At 31.6% G+C, this 25,451-nt stretch carries 16 protein-coding genes; 12 read left to right on the forward strand and 4 right to left on the reverse strand.

Features of this window, described 5'->3' with window-relative positions; genetic code table 11:
* Positions 1-778: 778 nt before the first annotated feature.
* From cls to LBP67_08890, 4 genes are all read right to left on the reverse strand, one after another.
* Complete coding sequence (gene cls, locus LBP67_08875) at positions 779-2,242, reverse strand: cardiolipin synthase (GenBank protein MDR2085089.1); 1,464 nt, start codon at positions 2,240-2,242, stop codon at positions 779-781.
* A 56-nt stretch (positions 2,243-2,298) separates the two neighbouring features.
* Complete coding sequence (mnmG, locus tag LBP67_08880; protein MDR2085090.1) at positions 2,299-4,167, reverse strand: tRNA uridine-5-carboxymethylaminomethyl(34) synthesis enzyme MnmG; 1,869 nt, start codon at positions 4,165-4,167, stop codon at positions 2,299-2,301.
* A gap of 141 nt (positions 4,168-4,308) precedes the next feature.
* Positions 4,309-4,737 carry an rRNA maturation RNase YbeY gene (gene ybeY / locus LBP67_08885; GenBank protein ID MDR2085091.1) on the reverse strand — a complete coding sequence of 143 codons (429 nt, stop codon included), beginning with the start codon at positions 4,735-4,737 and terminating at the stop codon, positions 4,309-4,311.
* Positions 4,738-4,744: 7 nt separating this feature from the next.
* Positions 4,745-8,089, reverse strand: a complete 3,345-nt coding sequence (locus LBP67_08890; GenBank protein ID MDR2085092.1) for a DUF4175 family protein — start codon at positions 8,087-8,089, stop codon at positions 4,745-4,747.
* 290 nt (positions 8,090-8,379) lie between these two features.
* Here LBP67_08890 and LBP67_08895 point away from each other — a divergent pair, with 290 nt between their 5' ends.
* The 12 genes from LBP67_08895 (at position 8,380) to LBP67_08950 (ending at position 25,434) form a co-directional block, all read left to right on the forward strand.
* Positions 8,380-9,474 (forward strand): mannose-1-phosphate guanylyltransferase, encoded by a 1,095-nt coding sequence (locus tag LBP67_08895; protein ID MDR2085093.1) that lies wholly within the window; start codon positions 8,380-8,382, stop codon positions 9,472-9,474.
* A gap of 15 nt (positions 9,475-9,489) precedes the next feature.
* Positions 9,490-11,304: a penicillin-binding protein 2 gene (gene mrdA / locus LBP67_08900; GenBank protein MDR2085094.1), complete on the forward strand. Its 1,815-nt coding sequence runs from the start codon at positions 9,490-9,492 to the stop codon at positions 11,302-11,304.
* A 1-nt stretch (position 11,305) separates the two neighbouring features.
* On the forward strand, positions 11,306-12,574 hold the full coding sequence (gene rodA, locus LBP67_08905) for a rod shape-determining protein RodA (protein ID MDR2085095.1): 1,269 nt from the start codon (positions 11,306-11,308) through the stop codon (positions 12,572-12,574).
* Between the two features lie 88 nt (positions 12,575-12,662).
* Positions 12,663-15,137 carry a phenylalanine--tRNA ligase subunit beta gene (gene pheT, locus LBP67_08910; protein ID MDR2085096.1) on the forward strand — a complete coding sequence of 825 codons (2,475 nt, stop codon included), beginning with the start codon at positions 12,663-12,665 and terminating at the stop codon, positions 15,135-15,137.
* A 5-nt stretch (positions 15,138-15,142) separates the two neighbouring features.
* Positions 15,143-16,426: a sigma-54 dependent transcriptional regulator gene (locus tag LBP67_08915; protein ID MDR2085097.1), complete on the forward strand. Its 1,284-nt coding sequence runs from the start codon at positions 15,143-15,145 to the stop codon at positions 16,424-16,426.
* Positions 16,413-16,928: an LPS assembly lipoprotein LptE gene (lptE, locus tag LBP67_08920; GenBank protein MDR2085098.1), complete on the forward strand. Its 516-nt coding sequence runs from the start codon at positions 16,413-16,415 to the stop codon at positions 16,926-16,928. The genes LBP67_08915 and lptE overlap by 14 nt, the downstream gene beginning before the upstream one ends.
* Positions 16,928-17,545: a hypothetical protein gene (locus tag LBP67_08925; protein MDR2085099.1), complete on the forward strand. Its 618-nt coding sequence runs from the start codon at positions 16,928-16,930 to the stop codon at positions 17,543-17,545. Before lptE ends, LBP67_08925 begins: the two co-directional genes overlap by 1 nt.
* Before the next feature lie 4 nt (positions 17,546-17,549).
* On the forward strand, positions 17,550-17,888 hold the full coding sequence (gene secG / locus LBP67_08930; protein MDR2085100.1) for a preprotein translocase subunit SecG: 339 nt from the start codon (positions 17,550-17,552) through the stop codon (positions 17,886-17,888).
* A 213-nt stretch (positions 17,889-18,101) separates the two neighbouring features.
* Positions 18,102-19,799 (forward strand): carboxylase, encoded by a 1,698-nt coding sequence (locus tag LBP67_08935; protein ID MDR2085101.1) that lies wholly within the window; start codon positions 18,102-18,104, stop codon positions 19,797-19,799.
* 28 nt (positions 19,800-19,827) lie between these two features.
* Positions 19,828-21,339: a lysine--tRNA ligase gene (gene lysS / locus LBP67_08940; protein MDR2085102.1), complete on the forward strand. Its 1,512-nt coding sequence runs from the start codon at positions 19,828-19,830 to the stop codon at positions 21,337-21,339.
* 43 nt (positions 21,340-21,382) lie between these two features.
* Complete coding sequence (locus LBP67_08945; protein MDR2085103.1) at positions 21,383-24,646, forward strand: T9SS type A sorting domain-containing protein; 3,264 nt, start codon at positions 21,383-21,385, stop codon at positions 24,644-24,646.
* Between the two features lie 2 nt (positions 24,647-24,648).
* Positions 24,649-25,434, forward strand: a complete 786-nt coding sequence (locus tag LBP67_08950; protein ID MDR2085104.1) for a PorT family protein — start codon at positions 24,649-24,651, stop codon at positions 25,432-25,434.
* Positions 25,435-25,451: the final 17 nt, after the last annotated feature.

Here is a 25,451-nt window from a genome sequence, read left to right on the forward strand (position 1 = left end):
GCAAAAAAATGAAAAAGAACAAATAAACTTAGAAAGTAGTCTTAACGCAATGGTAATTAATATTCCAAAAAGGATTTTTCTTTTTGTGTTAATATGATTATTCGAATTTAGAGAAAAGAACAAGAAATAATAAAGAATAATACATATAAGAAATATAAACAAAATTGAAGATGTTTCTGAAATACAGTATAATAACGATGAATTGTTTTTATAATTTATAGAAAAAATAAAGTCTTTTTCCGAATTAAATATATCACCTTCGTTATTCGTGCTTGAGGAAAAATTGAAATCAAATTTTTCCGAAATTTTAAAATAAGAATTTATTTTATTATTTATATATTGATTTTCTATATTATATGTATTCTTAAGTGGAAGTAAAGTTATAAGTATAATGTTTTTATCTTCGTATTTTTTACTATAATTAATAGAATTATTGGTATAATAAATAGAATTATTTTGAAGGGTAGAAAAAACGATAGGGTAGTTACTTTCATTATTTGACCAAAAAACTAGGGAGGAATCTATATATATTAGAACTGTGGAATAATTTGTAAATATATTATTTTCAATAAAAGACAAACTATCATCATTATTATTTACAAAAAAATCTTCAGCAAAAGAAATAGAATTCTTTTCAAAATTCAAAATTTTATTTTGAACTCTTTTTTTGGTTTGATTAAAGGTATTTGTTGAATAATTGAATAATTCAATACTAACAATTGTACAAACAATTAAAAAACAAAGAGAAAGTAAGATTTTTTTATTTCTATTCATAAACTTAAAGTAGAGGAGCAAATAATCGACAAATAGATTCTTTTATTTTTGTGCCAATTGAACGTTTTTTCCATTCTGAAAGTACAAGTAAATCACAACTTTCTAAGTCTGATTGAAACATCTTCCTCATTTCCGTATTAAAGTGTTTATCATAAAACAAAGCATTCAATTCATAATTGGAAAAAAATGAACGGTAATCATAATTTGTACTCCCGATTGTTGATAGAGAGTTATCAACAATCGTTATTTTAGAATGAATGAATCCTTTTTTATAAATATAAAATTTTACTCCAACAGAAGCTAAACTATCTATATATGAATTTGTTGCCGAAGTTGTTATTTTATTATCGGATTTTTTTGGAATAATAATTTTTACGTCAACACCACTTAATGCGGCATTTTGAAGAGCCATAATTATTTCATCAGGGGGTGCAAAATATGGTGTTTCTATTAAAATTTCTTTCTCAGCATTTGTTATTGCAATGAAAAGAGTATTCAGAATTGATTGATATTCGGAATCAGGACCGGAATCTACTAATTGTACTATACATTCTTTTTCGGTAGAGAAATCACCGGAAAAAATTTCAGATTCGAAGTCATTATTTTGTTTACTAACAAACTTCCAGATGTTAAAAAACTGAAGTTGGAAAGACTTAACAGCATCTCCGCATACACGTACTGCAGTATCTCTCCAAAAGCGTTTATTTTTTGGATTTCCGTTGTTAATATATCTATCGGCAATATTCATTCCGCCGGTATAGGCAATATTACCGTCAATAACGACAAGTTTTCTGTGATCGCGAATGTTTACAAAACGGAAAAGTTTTGGAGTGAATATAGGTAGGAATGAGAAAACTTCTATATTGTTTTCACGAAGTAATCGGAACATTTTTTTGTTAATCGAACGAGAACCGAAGCTATCAATTATAAAACGTACTTTAACTCCTTCATTTACTTTTTGAATTAAAATATTAAGTATTTCATTTCCAATGACATCATTATCAAAAATATAAAATTCTAAATGTATATGTTTTTTTGCATCTTTTAAATCTTTAATTAAATGCTTATAGAATTCTTCTCCGTTTATTAATAGTTTAATGTCATTGTAATAGGTAGGAGAAGCGTTATCAAAAAGAAATAACATGTTGATTATCTTATTCCATTCTTTAAAAGGAGAATTTCTTTTTGTGGATTTTTCTTCTATCATAGAATACATTTCTGTTTTCCAGAGACTTATCTTTCTTCTTTCGCTGTGCCACTTCTTTGATACAAAAGTTGATTTGTTCATTTTGTAAGCTAAAAAAAGAAAAAGAATTAGTCCCACAATTGGAAAAACAATAAGTAAACCGATGAGAGCTGCGGAGTATATTGGTTTTCTGTTTTCTAAAAGTACTTTTATAACTATTGCAATAATTATAATATAGTAAATAATAGAAAGAATTAATAAGATTTTATCAACATGTAACATAAATTAAACAATAAGATGAAAATCAATAAAATATAATAAATGTTCCACGTGGAACACTATAACCCTAATAATACAATTAAAGCCGCAACATCAGCAGGAGAAACACCGGGAATCCGCGATGCTTGTCCAACAGTAGAAGGTTTTATCCTTGATAATTTTTCTCTTGCTTCATAGGATAAATTTGTCATAGAAAAATAATCCAGATCGTGTTTTAAAGGAATCTTATCTATTGAAGATAATTTTTCTGCCAAAGATTGTTCTTTACTTATATATCCTTGATATTTTATGTTTATTTCGGCTTGCTCAATAATTTCTTCGTCTAAATTCCTTTCATTAATATAATTTGCTAGTTCTGTTGAAAAACTTTTTAGTTCAGAAATATGAATGTTAGGTCGGAGAATTAACTTTCCAAGTTTACTTCTTTCCGATAAAACTCCTGTTTCTTTACTTTCAAGAAAACGATTGATTTCTTTTGGAAGTATTGAAATAGAATCTAAGAATTTAATTAAATCTTCGGTTTTTTCTATTTTTTCCTTTACACGTATATACCTTGCTTTATCAGCTAATCCTAATGAATAAGATATTGGCGTTAGTCGAATATCAGCATTATCCTGGCGTAATAAAATCCTATGTTCTGCGCGTGAAGTAAACATTCTATATGGTTCATCAACGCCCTTGGTAATTAAATCATCAATTAAAACACCAATATAAGCTTGTGAACGACTTAATATAAATGGTTCTTTGTCATTAATTAAATTATGTGCATTAATTCCGGCCATCAATCCTTGGGCAGCGGCTTCTTCATAACCCGTTGTGCCGTTAATCTGGCCGGCAAAAAACAAAGATTTGATGTCTTTTGTTTCTAAATTTCTTTGTAATTGAGTAGGGGGAAAGTAATCGTATTCAATAGCATATCCTGGTTTTATAAATTTGGCATTTTCAAAACCTTCAATAGATTTTATCGCTTTATATTGAATATCTTCCGGTAAAGATGAAGAAAATCCGTTTAAATATATTTCAATAGAATTCCATCCTTCGGGTTCGACAAACAATTGATGTTTTTCTTTATCGGCAAAACGATTTAATTTATCTTCAATAGAAGGACAATATCTAGGACCCACTCCTTTTATTCTTCCTTGAAACATCGGCGACTTTTCAAACCCTTCTTTTAGAATTTTATGAACTTTTTCAGAGGTATAAGCAATATAACAACTCTTTTGATTTTTAATCTTCGGGGTATCTGTAAAACTAAAATTTCCTCCGTCTTCATCGCCTTTTTGTTCAATTAATCTTGAGAAATCAATAGTCCTGCCGTCAATTCTGACAGGCGTTCCGGTCTTTAGTCTGTCAACAAAAAATCCGTGATTTTTGAGTTGTTCGCTTATACCTATAGAAGCAGTTTCCCCTATACGACCGCCCGGAAAAGAAATTTCACCTATATGTATAATACCATTCAAATATGTTCCGTTTGTTAGAATAACAGCCTTAGAATGAATTTCTTTTCCAATCATTGTTCTAACACCGGTAACACGATTGTTTTCTAAAATCAAACCGGTTACATTATCTGAAATAAAATCAAGATTTTCAATACTTTCTAATATTTGCAACCACTTTGCCGAAAACATCATTCTGTCGTTTTGTGAGCGAGGGCTCCACATCGCAGGGCCTTTTGATCTATTCAACATCCTGAACTGAATCATCGAATGATCGGCAACAATTCCCGTATATCCGCCCAAAGCATCAATTTCACGAACAATTTGTCCCTTAGCTACACCACCGATGGCAGGATTGCATGACATTTGTGCAACTAAATCTAAGTTCATGCTTATTAATAAAGTTTTTGAACCTAAATTGGCCGCTGCAGCCGCAGCCTCGCATCCGGCATGACCACCGCCAACAACAATTATGTCATATTTTTCAAACATAGTTTATATATAAAAAATCAAAATTTTAAGTCTTGATTTTTATTGTTTATATAGATTTTATATTCCAGATAATAAAAATTAATTATTTAAAGATTTCAAATTTATTTTTTATCTTCATTTGTTCCACGTGGAACAAATTCATTATTTATATGATTTTAAATATTTTTCTTGTAGATAAAACATTTTATCCGAAATACTATTTTCTGTTTTATCTTCATATCCGCATAAATGTAATGTACCATGAACCATAATTCGTACTAACTCCTTTTGAATAGAAGTTTTGAAGGTTTTCGCATTTTCACGAACCATGTCGAGGCTAATATAAATATCCCCGAAAACCTCGTTATCACTATCATTATAAGAAAAAGTAATAGTGTCTGTGTATGTATCATGTCCCAAAAAATCAATATTGATTTTTAATAGAGTTTCATCATCAGTTAAAATAATATTTACCTGTTCGGAAATGTTCTTCTTTTCTTTCTTTATTATCATAAATAATAATTCGCGAATTTTTTTCTTATCGCGAATTATATAATTGATATTTTCCGTAAAAAAATTAATTGCTGGCATGTGATATTTATTCTTGATTATTTAAACCGAATCTATATTGATCAACTTTTTGTTTATAATAATTATTTAAATTAGGCGGAACGGTTTTTAATTGATCCGTCATTCCTTCTTCATTATTTTTGATAAAAAAGATTTCTTCAGGAGATTTCCTATCGAAAATTCTACCGCTGTGAGATTCTCTTTTCTCATCTTTTTCTCTTTCGCGGGTAGCTTTTTCCGAAGTTAATAAACGGGTTAATATTTCTTCTTGTCTTTTAAGCATTGCGTCGGTTAATCTTTTGTTAATCAAGTCGGTTTCTGTTTTTTCCATAGCATTGATAGCTTCTTGTAAAGAACCATCCAGATTTTGACCTTCGCTGCGCAATTCTTTTTGTAATTGTTCCAATTGTCTACGAATAGCCTCTTGCTGTGCAGCCATCTTAGCGTAAGCTTCACTTCCGGTACCTCCGGGAATTGGCATGCCTTGTCCTTTCTGCTGCTTCATCATATCTTTCATTTGTTCATTCAATTGTTCTTGTAATTGTTTCATGGTTGAAATATCAGGTTTATTACCTTTTCCTGGTTTTTTCTTTTTACCATTAGGACAAGATGAAGAACACATTCCCGAATCATCATCATTATTATTATCTAAACTTTCAGATAATAATAACGCTAACTGATTTAATGAAGTCATGCTGTGTTGCAGATTTGTCATCGCTTGGCGAACATTTCTATCTGTTAAATTTTTCGTAGCATCTGAAGAGTATTTCTTTAATTGAGACAGTTCATCAAAAATCACCATACTAATTTCAAAATTTCTTCTCGCTAATGCACTTAAAGAATCTTCTACTAATTTAAGTTGTTGGTTAACTTCATTTTGTCTTAAAATAATTTGAACATATTGAGGATCAGCACGTCTAATACTCTTTAAATCTTCAATATAAGATTCTTCTTTAAATGATAAGTGAATTATATTCTGTAATAATCGACGAATATTTTCTGCATCTTCAGCTTGTTGTTGGCCAAAATCAGCATCGAATTGAATTTGTAAATTTTCGGATAAATCCTTCATTTTCTGAGAGCCGGATTTTTGATCCTTTGAAGCTTTACTATCTTTATTGTCTAATTTGTTTTTTGAATTTTTCAGATCATTACTTATATCATTCTGCTGTTTTTGTTCAAAATCAATTTTATGCTTTTCTTCTAATTTATTATTTAGATCATCTAATTTATTCAATTGATTTTTAATATCATCAAATTCTTTATTTATTTTTTCCTGTTCGTCAGAAAGTTTATCAAAAGAACTATTTTCAGGATTTTCTGTCTGTTCTGCCAATTTATCTAATTTATTAGCAAGACTATCTAAGTTTGCAATAGCTTTATTAAATTCCTGTTCGAATTCCAAACGTTTAAACAATTCAATAGTTTGATCTAATTGTTTTTCCATTTCTTCTGTACTAACCTTTAAGTCGCGCAGTTGCTGATCCATTTCATTTTTGTTGAATTTCTCAAGCATTTTTTCAAGATCAGCTATCAGTCTTCGCATTTCTTCGTCTAAAATCTTATTATATAACTCCTCCAGTTTTTCCTGCTTCTTTAATATATTTTCGTTGAATTCATTATATTCATTTTGATTCATTTTGTCTATGTTCATATTTTCGACTTGTTTTTCAAATGAATCTCTAATTTCTTGATGTTTTTGCAACAGATTTTCCAGTTTTTCCTTGTCCTGAAAACTCAAATTTTCCTTTTCTTTTAAGTTTAGAAGAAAATCGTCAATTTCTTTTTTGATATCTTTTATATCCTCCAAAGAAGTATCAATATTGCTTTTAAAAGCTTCTCTGTTGGTATCGCTTAATTTATCTAATTGAGATGCAGTAAGTTTATTAAAAATATTTCTTGAAGAACTTGTACATTTATAACCTTTTTCCTCATCATTATCACAAACTTCAAAATAATATTCCAAAGCATCGCCCTGAAATAGCCCAATATCATCACTGTTTATCGACCAATAAAAGTTTTGCAGAGTAACATTTTTTTCAAAAGGAACAGCCATGTTCCAATAGTTACCGTAGGGATGATCCCCTTGAAAAATACGATAATAGAATTTCAAAGATGAGAATCCGTAATCATCGGAGATTAATCCGGAGAAATATAAATTCTTAAAGAAAACGGAATCTCTAAGTTCAGTAATTTTAATATCCGGAGCCAGATCATTGTTTACTCGAATGTTAAACCTTAAAGTATCCTCATTATTAATATATTTATTGAATAAAATAATGTCAATATCTGTGTTTTGTGTAAAACGCGAATCGAAAGAGAAAGTATTTACAGCATTAGTAAGTAAAGTATCGGGCGAACCGTTTTTAAGGAGAATTATTCCGTCGGTGTCGCGAGTATAGAATTTCCAATTTACTCTTGTTCCGTAAATTACATTAAAAGTACCGATATTTTCTATTGTTTCTTGAGGATGACCTGTATATTTTGGATAGTTTAATGAAATTTCGAAATTTAGCAAAGACGGTTTTGGTAAAACTTGTAGGGTATAAGTCGGCGAAGAAACATTCTCGCCAATGGCATAAAAAGAAATATTCTTTTGCAATCTTTTTAAAGTGAATTGATATAAAGAATCATTAATTTTTGTCATGTAAGTATTTTCAATATTTCCGGAATTGTTTCCGAAATAAAGCAAAACATTTTCAGGGTATTTTATTCCGCTGATACTGAACAAAATGGTATAATCACTATTTTGGACAGTTGTTAAGTTTTCATTCACTAAATTGATATAAAAATCCTGCGGCTTAACAAATTCCTTTTTATAGTTTATAATCCTTTCGGTTGAGCTTTTAACTAAAACCGGCTTTATAATAAAAATGAGAAAAAAGATAACAATTACCGGAAGAGCGTAGAAAAAATATTTTTTAGTTGCTTTGAAATCAACAGCTTTTGAAAAGTTAAGTGGTTGTAAAGCTTCAATTTTTTGATTGATACTTTGGATGATAAGATCTTTATTATAAGCATCATCCTGGTTCATTTCTTCAAGTTGAAGATAATTTAAAAGTTTATCTCTAATTTCGGGAAAATGTTTTCCAATAATACGTGCGGCATCATGATAGGAAATATATTTTCCAAGTTTAAATAATTTCAATAAAGGAATAATGATGAAATAAATGCTTATTCCTGCCGCACTCAAAATCATTATCCAGAATAAAATAGCCCTGCCTAAAGAATTTAACCAGCTGAAATGTTCGATAAAAATAAAGATCAGTAAAAGACTTATAATTATTCCGAAAAGAATAATTATTCCGGTAAGTATTTGATTATAATAATACTTACGAATGAATTTGTCTATCTTATCTCTAAGTATTCTCACTATTAGCTTAATAAAAATATTGAAAGCAAAATTACAAAAAATTTTGATAGTCAGAGAAAGTTAGGAAATTTTGGGAGAATGAGATAATTAATTAAGAATTTGTTATGGATTATTATATATTTAATTATGTTTATTAGTTCGATTAAAAAAATCATTTAGACTTAGAAAGTCTTAATTATCAATTATCAAATTTTCCTTGTAGTTTGTGAGAATTTGTAAAGTAAATTTAACAATGGAAAAACAACTCCCAATTCTTAATTTATATTTAATTTTGCAAAAATATACATAGAATGAATAAAAATTTTTATGCAATCATAATGGCGGGAGGAGTTGGAACTCGCTTTTGGCCAATGAGTAGGACTCAAACGCCTAAACAATTTATTGATATTCTCGGAACCGGTGAATCTTTACTACGACAAACTTTTTTACGATTAAACAAAATTTGTCCTGCCGAAAATATTTTTGTAGTAACAAGTGAACAATATCAAATATTAACTTTAGAACAGTTACCCGAATTAAAACCGAATAATGTTCTTTGTGAACCGATTAGAAGAAATACAGCTCCGTGTATAGCTTATGCCAACTATAGAATTTTAAACCAAAATCCGGCAGCACAGGTAATTGTTGCTCCTTCGGATCATATTATTCTTAAAGAAGATGTTTTCATTAAAGTAGCTACCGAGGCTCTCAACGAAGCAGAAAAGCATGATTGTTTGATTACTCTCGGTATTACTCCTTCGAGACCGGATACGGGTTACGGATATATTCAAATTGATGAAGATAATAAGGAACGACTTAATGGTAAAATATTGAAAGTTAAAACTTTTACGGAAAAACCTAATTATGAACTTGCCCTTTCTTTTCTTGAAAGCGGTGATTTTGTTTGGAATTCGGGAATTTTTATATGGTCGGCTAAATCTATACAAAAAGCATTTAAGAAATATCTGCCAGAAGTTGATGAGCTGTTCGAAAGAGGAAAAAGTTTGTACGGTACATCTTTGGAAAAAGAATTCATTGAAAAAACTTATTATATCTGCGAAAGTATTTCTATTGATTATGGAATTATGGAAAAAGCCGATAATGTCTTTGTTTATCGAACAGATTTCGGTTGGTCTGATCTTGGTACCTGGGTTTCTCTTTTCGAAAATTCTTTAAAAACCGAAGATAATAATGCTTGCATCGGAACGGATATTTTAACATTGGAAACTAATAATAGTGTTGTTGTTTCTCATAATAATGATAAACTAATTGTTATTCAAGGCCTGAATGATATAATTGTTGTTGATGAAAAAGATGTTTTACTTGTTTGCAATAAAAACGATGAACAGAAGATTCGAAATATTGTTGATATTGTAAAACAAAAATATGAGGATAAATATATCTAATATCCTGCTAAATAGATGAGAAACGATTTTTTTGAAAAAAGAAAATATTTAATAATAGGATTTATCAGTGTTATATTTTTAATAATGCTGGTAAAACTTTTCTTTATTCAAATAGTTAATAAGTCGTATAAAATCTATGCAGAAAATAATTCTGTAAAGGAAAAAATAATTTATCCGGGACGAGGATTAATATACGATAGAAATGATAATTTAATTGTTTGTAATGAAGCTGTTTACGATTTGCTTGTAACACCGAATATGGTGAAGAAAAATTTTGATACAACCGCTTTTTGTAAATTGGTAAATATTGATATTGAAAAATTTGAAGAATTACTAAATAAAAGTAAGAGATATTCAAGATATAAGCCGTCGGTTTTTATTTCACAAATTCCAAAGGAAGAAATTGCAAAAGTTGAGGAATCTCTTTACATGTTCGATGGTATAGAAATACAAGCAAGAACAGTCCGCAGATATCCCTATCCGGTTGGAGCTCATCTGTTTGGTGATGTAGGAGAGGTTAGTGAAAATTTCCTTAGAAATAATCCTGAATATAGACTTGGAGATTATACAGGCTTGAATGGCCTTGAAAAAAAATACGAAAAAAATCTCAAAGGTGTTAAAGGAGTTAAACAAGTTCTTGTAAATGTTCATAATGTGGAAATGGGTCCCTATAATAACGGCGAAAATGATATTTCTGCAAAACAAGGCGACGATTTAATTCTGGAATTGGATATTGATCTTCAGACTTATGCTGAAAAATTAATGAAACATAAGAAAGGAAGTATTGTTATTATTGACCCAAAAACCGGAGGAATTTTAACATTAGTTTCCGCTCCTTCTTATGATCCGAATTTGCTTGTAGGAAGAGAAAGAGCGGCAAATTATAGAATGTTGGTTAACGATACAATATATACTCCTTTGTTAAATAGAGCTTTAATGGGAGAATATCCTCCAGGATCAACTTTTAAGATGTTTAATGCCTTAGTTGCACTTCAAAATGGAAATATTACTAATTATACACGGTTTTCTTGTGCAGGTCCTGAGGCAACGCCGATAAAATGCACCCACTATCATGAATCACCACTAAACGTAGTTGCCGCATTACGAGAATCTTGTAATCCGTTTTTTCGAATATCTTTCGAAAATTATATCAACTCTTTTAGTTCTTCTGCTGAAGGATTAAACAACTGGGCGGAAGCAGCAAGAAGTTTTGGCTTGGGAAAAACTTTTGAAACTGATTTAGCGTACAGCAATAAAGGAAATATTCCGGATGCAAACTATTACGATAGAATGTATAATAATCAAAGATGGAAATCAAGCACAATTCGCTCTTTATCAATTGGTCAAGGAGAAATTTTAGTTACTCCGATCCAGTTGGCTAACTTTGCAGCCGCAATTGCTAATGATGGCCAATACATTGACCCGCATTTTGTTAAAGCCGTTATTTCAAGAAATGATACAATCTATCCTTTTGAAAAAAATGTTCATCAAACACTTATTGATAAGAAACATTTTGTTCCGATCAAAGAAGGTATGTACGAGGTTATTAAGAGAGGAACCGCAAGATGGTACGGACAAGTTGAAGGAATTGAAATTTGTGGAAAAACAGGAACAGTACAAAATGCCGGAGAAAATCACGCGTTATTTATTGGTTTTGCACCGAAAGATAATCCGGAAATTGCAATTGCTGTTGTTGTTGAAAATTCCGGTTACGGAAGTACCTTTGCTGTGCCGATAGCTTCTTTACTCATTGAGTATTATCTTAATAGAGAAGTAAAAAGAATAAATGTAGAAGAATATGTTCTTAACACTAAATTAATTGAATATTGATATGTCTAAAAGAGGTTCAATAATAAAAAGTATGGATTTCGGCATAGTATTAATATATGTTGTTTTAGTAGCATTGGGGTTGTTAAATATTTTTTCTACTACAAGCGGGCCAAATCCTGAAAATATAAATTTTAGTTTTTCAACAAATTATGGACGACAAGCTCTGTTTATCGGAGTGTCTTTTTTAATTGCTTCTGTAATATTATTGATGGACGCAAACTTCTTTAATAAACTTTCTTATGTGATTTACTTTTTAATATGTTTACTCCTAATTCTGGTTTTAATAATCGGAACTGAAATATCGGGAGCAAAAGCTTGGATTCAGATCGGATCGTTTTCTCTGCAACCGGCAGAGTTTGCGAAATTTGCTACCGCATTAGCACTTTCTAAGTTTATAAGTGAAAATCAATTTTCTAAAATGAACAACAAAAACAAGCTAATTGTAATGGCAATAATATTTTTCCCCGTAGTATTGATTATGTTACAACCCGATGCAGGCTCAGCGCTAGTGTTTTTCTCGTTTTTTATTGCCTTGTTCAGAGAAGGTTTATCAATGAATGTTATTTTTTTAGCATTTTATTTCCTCGTTTTAATAGTACTTTCTTTATTGGTTAATCAATTTATTCTTCTGGGAGCAATCTTTGTAATCGCAATATTTGCATATTTCTTATTTCGAAAACAAAAAAGAGTAATCCCGTATCTTATAACTTCCTTTATTCTTTCGGCAATATGCATTTTTTCTGTCGATTATGTTTATGATAATGTTTTACAAACGCATCAGAAAGATAGAATAGAAGTTCTTTTAGGTTTAAAAGATGATATTAAAGGAGTTGGCTATAATGTTCATCAATCGAAAATTGCGATTGGCTCCGGCGGATTTGCCGGAAAAGGTTATCTCAACGGAACACAAACAAAATTCGATTTTGTGCCCGAACAGCAAACAGATTTTATTTTTTGTACGGTAGGTGAAGAATTTGGTTTTTTGGGAAGTATGGTCGTCTTAGGTTTGTTTTTAACATTAATTATCAGAATTATTCTTTTAGCGGAACGACAGCGTTCCTCATTCAGCAGAATTTATGGCTATTGTGTTGCCGGAATTTTCTTTTTACATGTAGCTATAAACATTTCAATGACAATAGGATTACTTCCTGTTATAGGAATTCCTCTACCATTTTTCAGTTACGGAGGATCCAGCTTAATGGCATTTACAATTTTGCTATTTATTTTTGTAAAGTTAGATGCAAATAGATTTAATCAACTTGGTAATTAAAGTAAAAAGATATTAGGGGGAAAATAAAAAACTTATATTTCTTAACTATTTATTATCTTTGCAGGTTATATAAATCAATAAAGATAGAATGAAGATATCATACAGCTGGTTAAAAGATTATGTAGATTTTGAATTAACTCCTGAAGAGATTGCCAATAAATTGACATTTTCGGGATTAGAAGTTGAAAGTGTTGAAAAAGAAGAAAACATAAAAGGCGGTTTGGCTGGTGTTTTTGTGGGTGAAGTTCTTACATCCGTTGAACATCCTGATTCCGATCACCTTAAATTAACTACGGTAAACATAGGTAATGAAGAACCTCTGAATATTGTCTGTGGAGCACCTAATATTGCTGCCGGACAGAAAGTTGCAGTTGCTACTATAGGTACAAAACTTTATTTTACAGACCCTCCATTGACAATAAAAAAAGGAAAAATCAGAGGTGCAGTTTCTGAGGGAATGATTTGTGCTGAAGATGAATTATGTATAGGAAACTCACATGAAGGAATCATGATCCTTGATAAACATGCTGTTCCCGGAACACCATTCAGAGATTATCTAAATATAAAGGATGAGTATATTCTGGAAATCGGTCTTACTGCTAACCGGTCGGATGCAATGGGGCATATCGGTGTGGCTCGTGATATAGCAGCACTCCTGAGTGTTGATAATTACAATGCCGGAAACAAAACATCAGTAAAGCTTCATCTTCCTGATGTTTCTTCTTTCAAAAATGATAATAATGATCTTCCTGTCGAAATCATCATTGAAGATGTAAAAGCTTGTCCGCGTTATGCCGGAGTGAGTCTCAAAGGCGTGAAAGTGCAGGAATCTCCGGATTGGCTCAAAAACCGGTTGATTTCGTTAGGATTGAAACCGATTAATAATATTGTCGATATCGGTAATTTTGTTCTCTTTGAAACAGGTCATCCTCTTCATACTTTTGATGCCGATGAAATTCTCGGAAATAAAATCATTGTAAAAAAATTACCTAAAGGTAAAAAAATTACAACTCTCGATGGAATCGAAAGAACTTTGACAGGAGAAGATTTAATGATTTGTAATGCCGAAGAACCTATGGTTATTGCCGGTGTTCTTGGCGGAAGTAAATCTGGAATTTCAGAAAAAACTACTGATATTTTTATAGAAAGTGCTGTCTTTGATCCTGTAACAATAAGAAGAACGGCAAAACATCACGGCATTTCAACGGATGCGTCTTTTCGCTACGAAAGAGGTGTAGATCCCGAAATGACAATCTATGCTTTGAAAAGAGCAGCTCTGCTCATCAAAGAAATAGCAGGCGGTACAATCGCTTCTGATATTAATGACGTTTATCCGTTTCATATAGCAAGAAAACAGGTAAAAATAAATTTCGAACATATAAGATCCGTAATAGGAAAAGAAATTCCTTCGGAAGAAATGCTTTTTATTTTGAAAGCAATGGATATGGAAGTTCTTTATTCGGATGAAGAAGATGCTGTGATTGCTGTTCCTACAGCAAAATACGATGTTACACGTGAGGCGGATTTAACGGAAGAAATTCTTAGAATTTACGGATATAATAATATTGAAACAGAAAATTATCATAATTTTTCACCCGATTCCGGCGTACAAAATAAAAATGATAAGTTTGTGAACAAAGCTGCAGATTTTCTCAGTTCCAACGGTTTTAGAGAAATAATGAATAATTCGCTTACAGCTGATGTTTATACTGAGTTATCAGACAAATTATCTTCGGAAAATAATGTCAAAATTTTAAACCCGCTTTCTAAAGAATTAAATGTTATGCGGAGAGATTTACTTTTCGGCGGATTGGAAACAATAGCTTATAATATCAATAGAAAAGTTAAGGATTTGAAGTTATTCGAATTTGGGAATATTTACAGCTATAATCCTGAAGTTCCGCAAGATGCGGACGTTAGAAAAAGATATAACGAAGAATATCGTCTTTCTATTCTAATAACAGGCAATGAAATGCATGAAAATTGGTATGAAAAAAGTAAAGAAGTATCTTTCTTCACTTTAAAATCCATTGTTTTAAGAATGCTTCATACCTTAGGCTTGAATGATGCTACAAAAGACGAGGAAGTTATTGATGACGGAACTTTCGGCGAAACTTTAAAAATTTCTTTCGCTAAAAAACAAATTGCTGAAATTTCTATCATCAAGAAAAATATTCTCACATATTTTGATATAAAACAAGCGGTTTATTATGCCGATATAAATTGGGAAAATGTTTTGAATTTACTTGCGACTAACAAAATACAATTTAAACCTGTTCCGAAATTTCCTGAAGTTCGAAGAGATTTGGCTTTATTAGTTGATTCCGATCTGAAATTCGCTGATATAGTTTCTCTTTCTAAGTCTAAAGGAAGCAAACTCATAAGAGAAATAAATCTTTTTGATGTTTATGAAGGCGAAAAGATAGGTTTAAATAAAAAATCTTACGCTGTTAGTTTTATCATTCGTGATAATGAGAAAACTTTAACTGATAATCAAATTGATAAAATAATGAATCAATTGATAGAGTTATTTACTAAAAACCTTAATGCTTCAATACGATAAACATTATGGCTGATATACAATCAATAAAAAAAAGATTTGGAATTATCGGAAATTCTCCTTTGATCAATCGTGCGATTGATATTGCATGTCAGGTCGCGCCAATTGATATTACAGTTCTCATTCTCGGAGAAAGCGGTGTCGGCAAGGAAGTTTTTCCTAAGATAATTCACGAACTTAGTCCGCGCAAACATGGGAAATACATTGCTGTCAATTGTGGTGCAATTCCCGAAGGAACAATCGACAGTGAATTATTCGGTCATGAAAAAGGTTCTTTTACCGGAGCTCATGAAGCACGCCAGGGATATTTTGAAGCTGCCGACGGAGGAACTATTTTTCTTGATGAGGTTGCCGACTTACCTTTAGCAACGCAAGTTCGATTATTGCGTGTGCTCGAGTCCGGCGAATTCATTAAAGTTGGTTCTTCAAAAGTTCAAAGGACAAACGTGAGGGTTGTTGCGGCTACTAATGTAAATATTACGGAACTTATTCAAAGAGGCAAATTCCGTCAGGATTTGTATTATCGCTTAAGTACGGTTCCAATTTATGTTCCGCCTTTAAGAGAGAGAAAGGAAGATATTTATCCGCTTTTTAGAAGTTTTGTTTCTGAGTTTTCCGAAAGAAATAAAATTCCGCATATTAATTTAACTACCGAAGCACGTACTGTTCTTGAAAATTATCGTTGGGAAGGTAATGTTCGCCAGTTGAAAAATATTTGTGAACAAATTTCTATTATTGAAAAAAACAGAGATATTGATGCCGAGACTTTAAAAAAATATTTGCCCGATGAAATTAATTCTTTACCTGTTCTTTACACTCAGGATAATAAAGAAAACTCATCAGGGAGCAATTATTCGGAAAGAGAAATTTTGTACAAGGTGTTGTTTGATATGAAAAAAGATATCAATGATTTACACAATATGATTAATGAAATTGTTTCCGTAACACCGGATTTCAAATTTTCCAAAAATCATAGTGACTTTCCTGCCCGTACCGATGATAAAATAATGTCTTCTTTTAAAACGGAAAATGATGATTATGTTTATAATCCTGTAGTTCAAGTTACAGATACGAGAAAAACTCCTAAGCAGGAAGAATCCGAACCGGAACAGCATGTTCAGGTAGCTGAGGTAGTTGATGATAATTTATCTTTATCGCTTATTCAAAATGAAAAGAATTTAATAAAACGTTCCCTTGAAAAACATAAAGGAAACCGTAAAAACGCTGCGAAGGAACTTGGTATTTCTGAGCGAACTTTATATAGAAAGATAAAAGAATATGATCTTGAATAAAAAAACATATATATTAATGATGATTGTCGGGATGATTTTTCTTTACACTTCGTGCGGAGTTTATTCATTTACCGGCGCTTCCATTGAACCGGAAGTGAAAACGGTTTCTATCGATTATTTTCAGAATCATGCAACTCTGGTAAATCCTGTTTTAAGTCAGACTATAACAGAAGCATTGAAAGACAGATTTCTATCTCGCACTTCCTTAAAATTAATTGATGAAGAAGGTGATTTGCAATTCAGCGGAATAATTACGGGTTATAACACATCGCCTCAAGCTATAACCAGCGATCAAACTGCCGCATTGAACAGACTTACCGTAACTGTAAGAGTTACTTTTATAAATACAATTGATGAAAGAAAAAACTTTAATACTTCTTTCTCAAGATATGTCGATTATGATAGTTCTTTGAATTTGAGTGATGTAGAAGGCTCTCTTATGGATGAAATTGTTGCGGAATTAATTAATGATATATTTAACAGAGCAGTTGTAAATTGGTAATGATTAATAAAGATAAAATATTATCCTATATTAATTCTCCTTTTATGGAAAATGATAAATCTATGAATGATATAGAGTCACTTATAGAAAAATATCCTTATTTCCAAACGGCTCATTTATTATTTATAAAATTTCTTTTTGAAAAAGATGAATATGCTTTTTTCAGTAAGGAATTAAGTAAATCGGCTTTTATTATTTCGGATAGAAATAAATTAAGAGAATTACTTGAATACAAAAAACAAGAGAAAAAGGAAGATTTGAAATTTGTCGGTGTTGAATTATTTGAACCGGAATTTAATTTTCCACGTCAAAATCATATTGTAGAAGAAGAAATTTTTGATAAAAATCAAGGACTTATAGAACATTTTTTGAACAATTCCGATAAGAAAACAGATAAAAATCAAAAAAATTTAATTTATAATATTGATGAAGCTTCTTTAAACAGTGACATTGATAATGAAGAGGTTGTGAGTGAAACTTTGGCAAAAATTTATGTTCGTCAAGGTAAAATTGATAAAGCAATAAAAATTTATCAACAATTGTGCTTGAAAATGCCGAAAAAAAATCGTTACTTTGCAGCCCAAATTGAAAAGTTAAAAACAGAAAATAAATTATAACGTTATGGGTTTATATTATGTAATATTAGCATTAATACTTCTTGCCTGTGTTTTTATAGTAATAGTAGTATTAGTTCAGAATTCTAAAGGTGGAGGATTAGCTTCCAATTTACAGAATCAAAATCAATATATGGGAGTCAGAAAAACAACCGACTTCCTTGAGAAAGCAACATGGACTTTAGCCATTGTATTGTGTGTGCTAAGTTTAGTTTCAGTATTTGTAATTCCGAAACACAGTGATGTTTTTGACACAAGAGACACAGAATTACGCCAAAGTATTGAAAATACAGCACCGATTCAACCTACAGCTCCGGCTGATTATGAACTGCCTCCAACAGAATAATGGATAAAATTTAGAAAGAGATAAAACAGATATTTTTGTTTTAATTTCACTTTCTGATTTATTTTTCAGATATATTAAAGTGCCTTTAATTTATATTATCGGCACTTTTTTGTTTTTATCTGAAAACACCTTACTTTAAAAACTAAATTTTTCTCTTTATTTTGGATTAATTACAATTTTTTAATAAATTTGCCAATTCAAATATGTTTAAATATGAATAAACATTTAAAAATACGGGATTTAACTCTGAGAGATGGCCAGCAATCGCTTTTTGCCACCAGAATGAATCAAAAAGAAGTTGACAGAACTTTGGAAAAGTTCAGTAAAGCAGGATTTTATGCAATGGAAGTTTGGGGCGGCGCCGTTCCCGATTCTATCATGAGATATTTAGGTGAGAACCCTTGGGTGCGCCTCGAAAAAATAAAAGACGGTATAAAAGACGGAGCAAAACTTACGGCTTTATCCCGCGGAAGAAATATTTTCGGATATAATCCGTATCCGGAAAAGGTTATTGAAGGTTTCAACAGAAACTCCATTCAATGCGGAATTGATATAATGAGAATCTTCGATGCATTGAATGATACTAATAATATGATTTCAACGATAAAAGCTGTGAAAGATAATGGTGGTATTGCAGATTGTGCAGTTTGCTACACTGTAGATCCACGTTTTACTTCAAAACAAAAAGTAAAAGCTTTCTTCCAAGGTAAAAAGTTACCTAAAAAGATTTTCACAATTGATTATTTTGTAAATATTGCAAAAAAATTAGAAGGTTTAGGTGCGGATATGATTACTGTTAAAGATATGGCAGGACTCATTCCCCCTAAAGTTGCCGCAGAAATGATTACAGCCTTGAAGAAAACTTTGAAAGTACCTGTTGATTTTCATACTCATTGTACTCCGGGTTATGGTGTTGCATCAACATTGATGGCAATTCTTAACGGTGCGGATATTGTTGATACGGCAATTAATCCTTTTGCAGGCGGTCCTGCTGCGCCTCCGTATGAAATCATTTATATTTTCGCCAAAAAACTTGGAATCGAAATAGACGGCGATCCGCATGTCATTACGGAAATTAGTAATATTCTTTACGATATACGTAAAGAATTATCGGAGTTTGATAATTATAAGAAAGAACTTCCGAAGAAGATAGACATAATTAATTTCGATTTTCCTAAAGAAATTGATAATCATTTTAATGAAGCAATTGTTGCTGCTAAAAATAATGACGAAACAAAACTGTTGGAACATGTCCATGCGATTGAAGCTTATTTTGGATTTCCTCCTCCGAATGAAATGGTTAAAAAAGCGGAAATTCCCGGTGGTATGTATACAAACATGCTTGCACAATTGAAGTCGGCAAATCTTAGCAATTTAGTTGAGAAAGTTTTGGAAACGGTTCCGGAAGTACGTGTTTTTGCAGGGTGTCCCCCATTAGTTACTCCTACCAGTCAGATTGTAGGAAGTCAAGCCGTTAACTGTGTTGTTGACAGGGCAAACAATTTACCTGCATTCACAAATAATTCCGTTCAATATGTTAATCTCGTCAAAGGAAAATACGGCAAAACTCCTATTCCTATTGATCCCGATTTCAGATTTAAAATATGCGGTCACAGAGAAGAACAACCTTTTGTAGAGAGTGATTATGTTCAACCGGAAAATCCTCCATTGCCGGAATATGACGGTGAAAAAATTGCCAACAGTGAGCGTGATATGCTATTATTGGAACTTTTCCCGACTGTGGCAAAACCATTTCTTACGGGTTTCTTGAAATTAAAATACGACAAGATAAAATCTGAAGAAGCGGAGAAATATCGTAAGGCTCGTGAAGAATATGAAGCAATGAGTCCAGAAGAAAAAACATCTCGTTTAATGCAGGGTTTATATCAATATCCTTGGGTAAGCGAATAATCAATTAATTTTAAACATTTAAACTAAAATGAATAACCTCAGCGAACAAGAAATTATAAGAAGACAATCTTTACAAGCGTTGGTAGAGATGGGAATAGATCCATATCCTGCTGCTACTTTTGAAATAAACTGCACAGCAAAAGAAATTAAAGAAAATTATCCGCAAGATAATTCTTTATATCAGAATGTGAGTATTGCCGGCAGAATTATGAGCAGAAGAATCATGGGTGCAGCTTCTTTCGTAGAAATTCAAGATTCTACGGGAAGAATCCAGCTTTATATTAAACGTGATGATATTGCCGCAGGAGAAGATAAATCTTTATATAATTCCGTGTTTAAAAAACATACTGATATCGGTGATATCATAGGTGTTAAGGGTTTTGTCTTTATTACTCAAATGGGTGAAATATCAATTCATGTTACAGATTTTATTTTACTGTGTAAATCATTAACACCTTTGCCTATTGTTAAAGAAAAAGACGATAAAGTATTCGATGCGTTTACAAATCCCGAACAGCGTTATCGTCAGAGATATATTGATTTGGTTGTAAACCCTGAGGTTAAGGATGTTTTCATTAAGAGAACCAAAATAGTTAATTCTATGCGCGAGTTTTTGAATGAGAAAGGATACCTTGAAGTAGAAACTCCTATTTTACAGCCACTTTATGGTGGTGCGGCTGCCCGCCCTTTCAAAACTCATCATAATACTCTTGATGCTACTTTGTATTTACGCATAGCTGATGAATTGTATTTGAAAAGATTAATTGTCGGTGGTTTTGATGGTGTTTATGAATTTTCCAAAGATTTCAGAAATGAAGGTATGGACAGATTCCATAATCCGGAATTTACTCAAATGGAATTGTATGTTGCTTACAAAGATTACGAATGGATGATGAATCTTGTTGAAGAGATGGTTGAAAAAATTGCTATTGATTTATATGGTACAACAAAGGTAAAAGTAGGCGAAAACATTATAGATTTTAAACGTCCATGGAAAAGATATACCATGTATGAAGCAATTGAACATTTTACCGGTATTGATATTTCGGAAATGAATGAAGCTCAATTAGCAGAAACAGCTAAAAAACTTGGTGTTCAAATTGATTCTACAATGGGAAAAGGTAAATTGATAGATGAACTCTTTGGCGAAAAATGTGAAAAAAATCTTATCCAACCAACATATATTACCGATTATCCGGTTGAAATGTCTCCTTTGGCAAAAAAACACCGTTCAAAACCGGGATTAGTAGAACGTTTTGAGGCAATTTGCAACGGCAAAGAATTATGTAATGCTTTCTCAGAACTAAATGATCCTATAGATCAAAGAGAAAGATTTGAAACTCAATTAGAGTTGGGTAAAAGAGGAGATGAAGAATCTATGGTTTTAGATGAAGATTTCTTAAATGCTTTAGAAGTGGGAATGCCTCCGACAGCAGGCTTGGGTATTGGAATAGACAGATTGGCAATGATGATGACAGATTCTCATTCCATTCAGGATGTTTTGTTCTTCCCGCAGATGAAAGTCATTCAATCCGAATAAATTAAAAGCATGAAAATGCTATTATATATTAAATTTTATCGCCATGAATATGAAACCATATTTTAGTGCATTTTTATGCATAATATCTCTAACTTTTTTTTATACTGTTGAGGCGAAAAATTTTCATAATAATGAAATTATTTGCAATATAGAATCTTCAACAGAAACAAGCAATTGTGAAACTATTTATCATGAATTTTGGGATACGGGTTGTTATATGTATTCTTGGAATAGTGAGGTATATACCAACAGTGGTAATTATACTCAAAGATTCACGGCCTCAAATGGTTGCGATAGTATAGTAACTTTACATTTAACGATGTATGTGCCGGCTGAATATGAATATTATATTTCAGTTTGCGGTTCGTACACTCGCAATGGTGTAACATATACGGAATCCGGAACTTACCATCAACCGTTTTATACTCCCGGAAAATGTGATAGTATTGTAACCCTGCATATTACCATCAAACCTATTCATAATGTTCAGATATATGATTATGTATGTAAAGACCATATCTATCAAAATTACGGTTTTTACGTTAACTCTGTCGGACAACAAAGTCCTATTATTAGAACACGGACTGTAACTTCTTCATTGGGTTGTGATAGCATAGTAACGCTTAATCTAACAATAACTAATCCTGAGTATCATCAAAGAGGTATCATTGCTTGCGGCCAATATATTTGGGAAGGAATTACTTACGATGTGTCCGGATCTTACACAAGAGTTTTTCAAAATACAAACGGCTGTGATAGCATTGTAACCTTAAATCTCACTATTTTATCCGTATCTTATGGCGAAACATCTGCTGCAGCTTGTGAATCATATACTTGGTACGGTAAAACATATTATGAAAGTGGCGATTATCAACATGCATTAAGTAATTCTATTGGTTGCGACAGTATTGTAACTCTTCATTTGACAATACACGAGCCTTATAATTTGGAAATACATGATGAAATTTGTAAAGGAGGAATTTATAACCAATACGGTTTCAATATTCCGACGGCAGATCTTTCTGGATTAATTACAGAAACTATTGATTTAGGTTCTACTATACATAATTGTGACAGTACAAAAACATTATATCTTACAGTTCATGAAAGATATAATGATACTGTTGATATAGTTTCTTGCGGACCTTATACCTGGAATAATCATATCTATCCGGTTAGTGGTTATTATCGGCAATTTTTTACCGATCAGTATGAATGCGATAGTATTGTTACAATAAATTTAACTGTAGGCAGAAATTGGGAGATGGATGAATATATAGAATCTTGTGGCCCGACTTATTATCAAGGATATTATTACATTCAATCGGGGATATTTCAGAAGTATTTTAAATCAATATACGGTTGTGATAGTATTGTTAATTTACATGTAACTATTTATCCGCAAATTCAGTATTATAATTACGATACCACAGCTTGCGGTAATCCGTTTTATTGGGGTGGAGGTGTTTATACAGAGCCCGGAACTTATACAAATACTTTTGTTAATTCGCATGGTTGTGACAGCGTAGTTACCCTCAATATATTAGGTTTTCAAGATTTTGCTTATGGAGAATTTGATGAAACTACTTGTGGAAGTTATACCTGGAGAGGAATAACATATACTGCATCCGGTGATTATTCTCAAGCCATATCACGGCCGGGACTTTGTGACAGCCTTGTTACTCTTCATCTTACTATTTTAGAAGAATATTATAAAGTGGTTAATGCTGAAGATTGTATATCATTTACATACAATGGGGAAACATATACCGAGTCTGGACAGTATTTTCAATCTTTTATTAACCATTTAGGTTGTGATAGTGTTTATGAAATTAATGTTATAATTTATCCCGAATACGACATAGTTCTTTATGATAATGCTTGCAGAGGTGAGATTTATGATAAATACGGATTTGTTATTAATACAAGTAATTTATCTGGAGTTATTTCTCGAACTCTGCATTTGGAAAGTATTCATGATTGTGATAGTACAGTAACCTTATATCTTAATGTATTGCCGATTTATCATATGGATATTTTTGATTCTGTATGTAAAGGTGAAATTTATAATAAACACGGATTTACAATAAATACGGCAAATTTAAACGGTACCATTATTGAAAATTTAACTTTGCAGACTATTAATAATTGTGATAGTGTATTGGCGTTGCACTTAACAATACATCCGGTTTATAATATTACTTTAAGTGAATCCGGATGTGATTCTGTAGTGTGGAACGGACAAGTTTATACACAGTCGGGAAGTTATTCTCAAAATTTTATTACTAAATATGGTTGTGATAGTATTGTAACAAAAAATATTACGATTAATAAACCTACATCACGTAATTTATATGAAGAAGCTTGCGATTTCTTTTCTTGGTTCGGGGTAACCTATTCTTCTTCCGGTATATATGAATATACTACTACGGGAGCAAATGGTTGTGATAGTGTTTTAATCTTAAACTTAACAATTTATCCTGTTTATGATGTGTCTGAAACCGTTCATTCCTGCGGGCCATATACTTGGAACGGACAAACATATTCGCAATCTGGAATATATTCACGCACCTTTTCTTCTCATAACGGTTGTGATAGTATTGTTAAAAAAGAAATATTTATTCATTATACGCAAAGTACATATAACCAGCATGTAAGTTGTGGCCCGTATATTTGGGAAGGTGATATATACACTCAAAGCGGCATCTATATTAAACCGTTTAAAGATATATATGGTTGTGATAGTATATCAACCCTTGATCTTACAGTTATTTCCTCTCCCGGTGTGGGCGTAATTGTCGGTCCTTCAAATGTAGCGATTGCTGAAGGCTCTCAGAATGAAGTTTTTGAATATACAGTTACGGGAGTAGATAATGCGAAAGAATATATTTGGAAAGTTTCCAACGAATATTGGGTTGTAGTTCCTAATGGTAAAAAATGTAGATTATTTGTAACAACTCCGGGTAGTGCGGTTTTATCTGTAAAAGCCGTTGGCGAGTGTATAGGAGATCCGGCGGAATTGAATATTAATGCTGTGTTCGGTATTAATGATTATGTTGATGATAATATAAGTATTTATCCAAATCCTGCCGACGATATTGTAAATATTAAATTTGAAGGATTAGAAGGAAAAGTTAATATTAAAATAACCGATTATGCCGGAAAATTAATAGATAACTTCAATGTCTTTATTGATTCAAACAATACTATAATTCCATATTCAGTAAATAATTTTAGCAAAGGGTTGTATTTGTTTGTAATATCCGATGAAAAAAATTCGTTTGTAAATAAAATAATAATAAAATAATTATGAATTATAAAAGAGTTGTTTTTTGTGCTTTGTTTCTGGGATTAATATTTTCCCCGGTATTTTTGCAAGCACAACAAAGATATTTTATGGGAAAAAGATCTTTTGATAGTGATATAAAAATCGGTTTGAAAGCAGGTGTTAATTTTGCTAAAATGACATACTCCGATAATAGAATAGCCGATTTAGATCAGGTTTTTAAAGCTCGTCCTATAATTGGTGCCACTGTAGAAATTCCTTTAACAAAGGTTTTCTCTATTAGTCCGGAAGTATTAATCGTTGGAAGAGGAACTTATACACAATATGATAATAGTAATGGTATTTCCGAAACTTATTCGATAAAATCAAATCATATTGATTTAAGAGTACCGGTTTTAATAAATATTCCTATTAACGGAAAAAATAGATTTTATGTTTATGTGGCTCCTGATATTGCATTTAGAATAGGTGGAAACATTTCTGTCGTAACTTCAAACGTAAACAATCAGGGAAATAAACAAGCCGATGTTAGCAAAAGTAATATGGCATTAACAAGTTTTGGACTTATTGGCGGCGGAGGTTGTCGCTTTAATATTCCCGTAACAAAAAATTTCTATTTAGTAGCAAGAGTTGAACTGGGTTATAATCATGGTTTAATAGACACATTCTCCGATATGGAAAAAGACGGCAGCACAACTCCGATTAACATTAATTCTTATGATATTCAAGGAACTCGAACCCATAGAGGTATTGAAGCAGCCGTAGTTTTAAGTATTCCCTTAGATAAAGGCGAAGCTTTTTGTAGATAATATTAAAAACAATATTA

It is taken from the genome of Bacteroidales bacterium, assembly GCA_031276035.1.
In the GTDB taxonomy this organism is placed as follows: Bacteria; Bacteroidota; Bacteroidia; order Bacteroidales; family BM520; genus RGIG7150.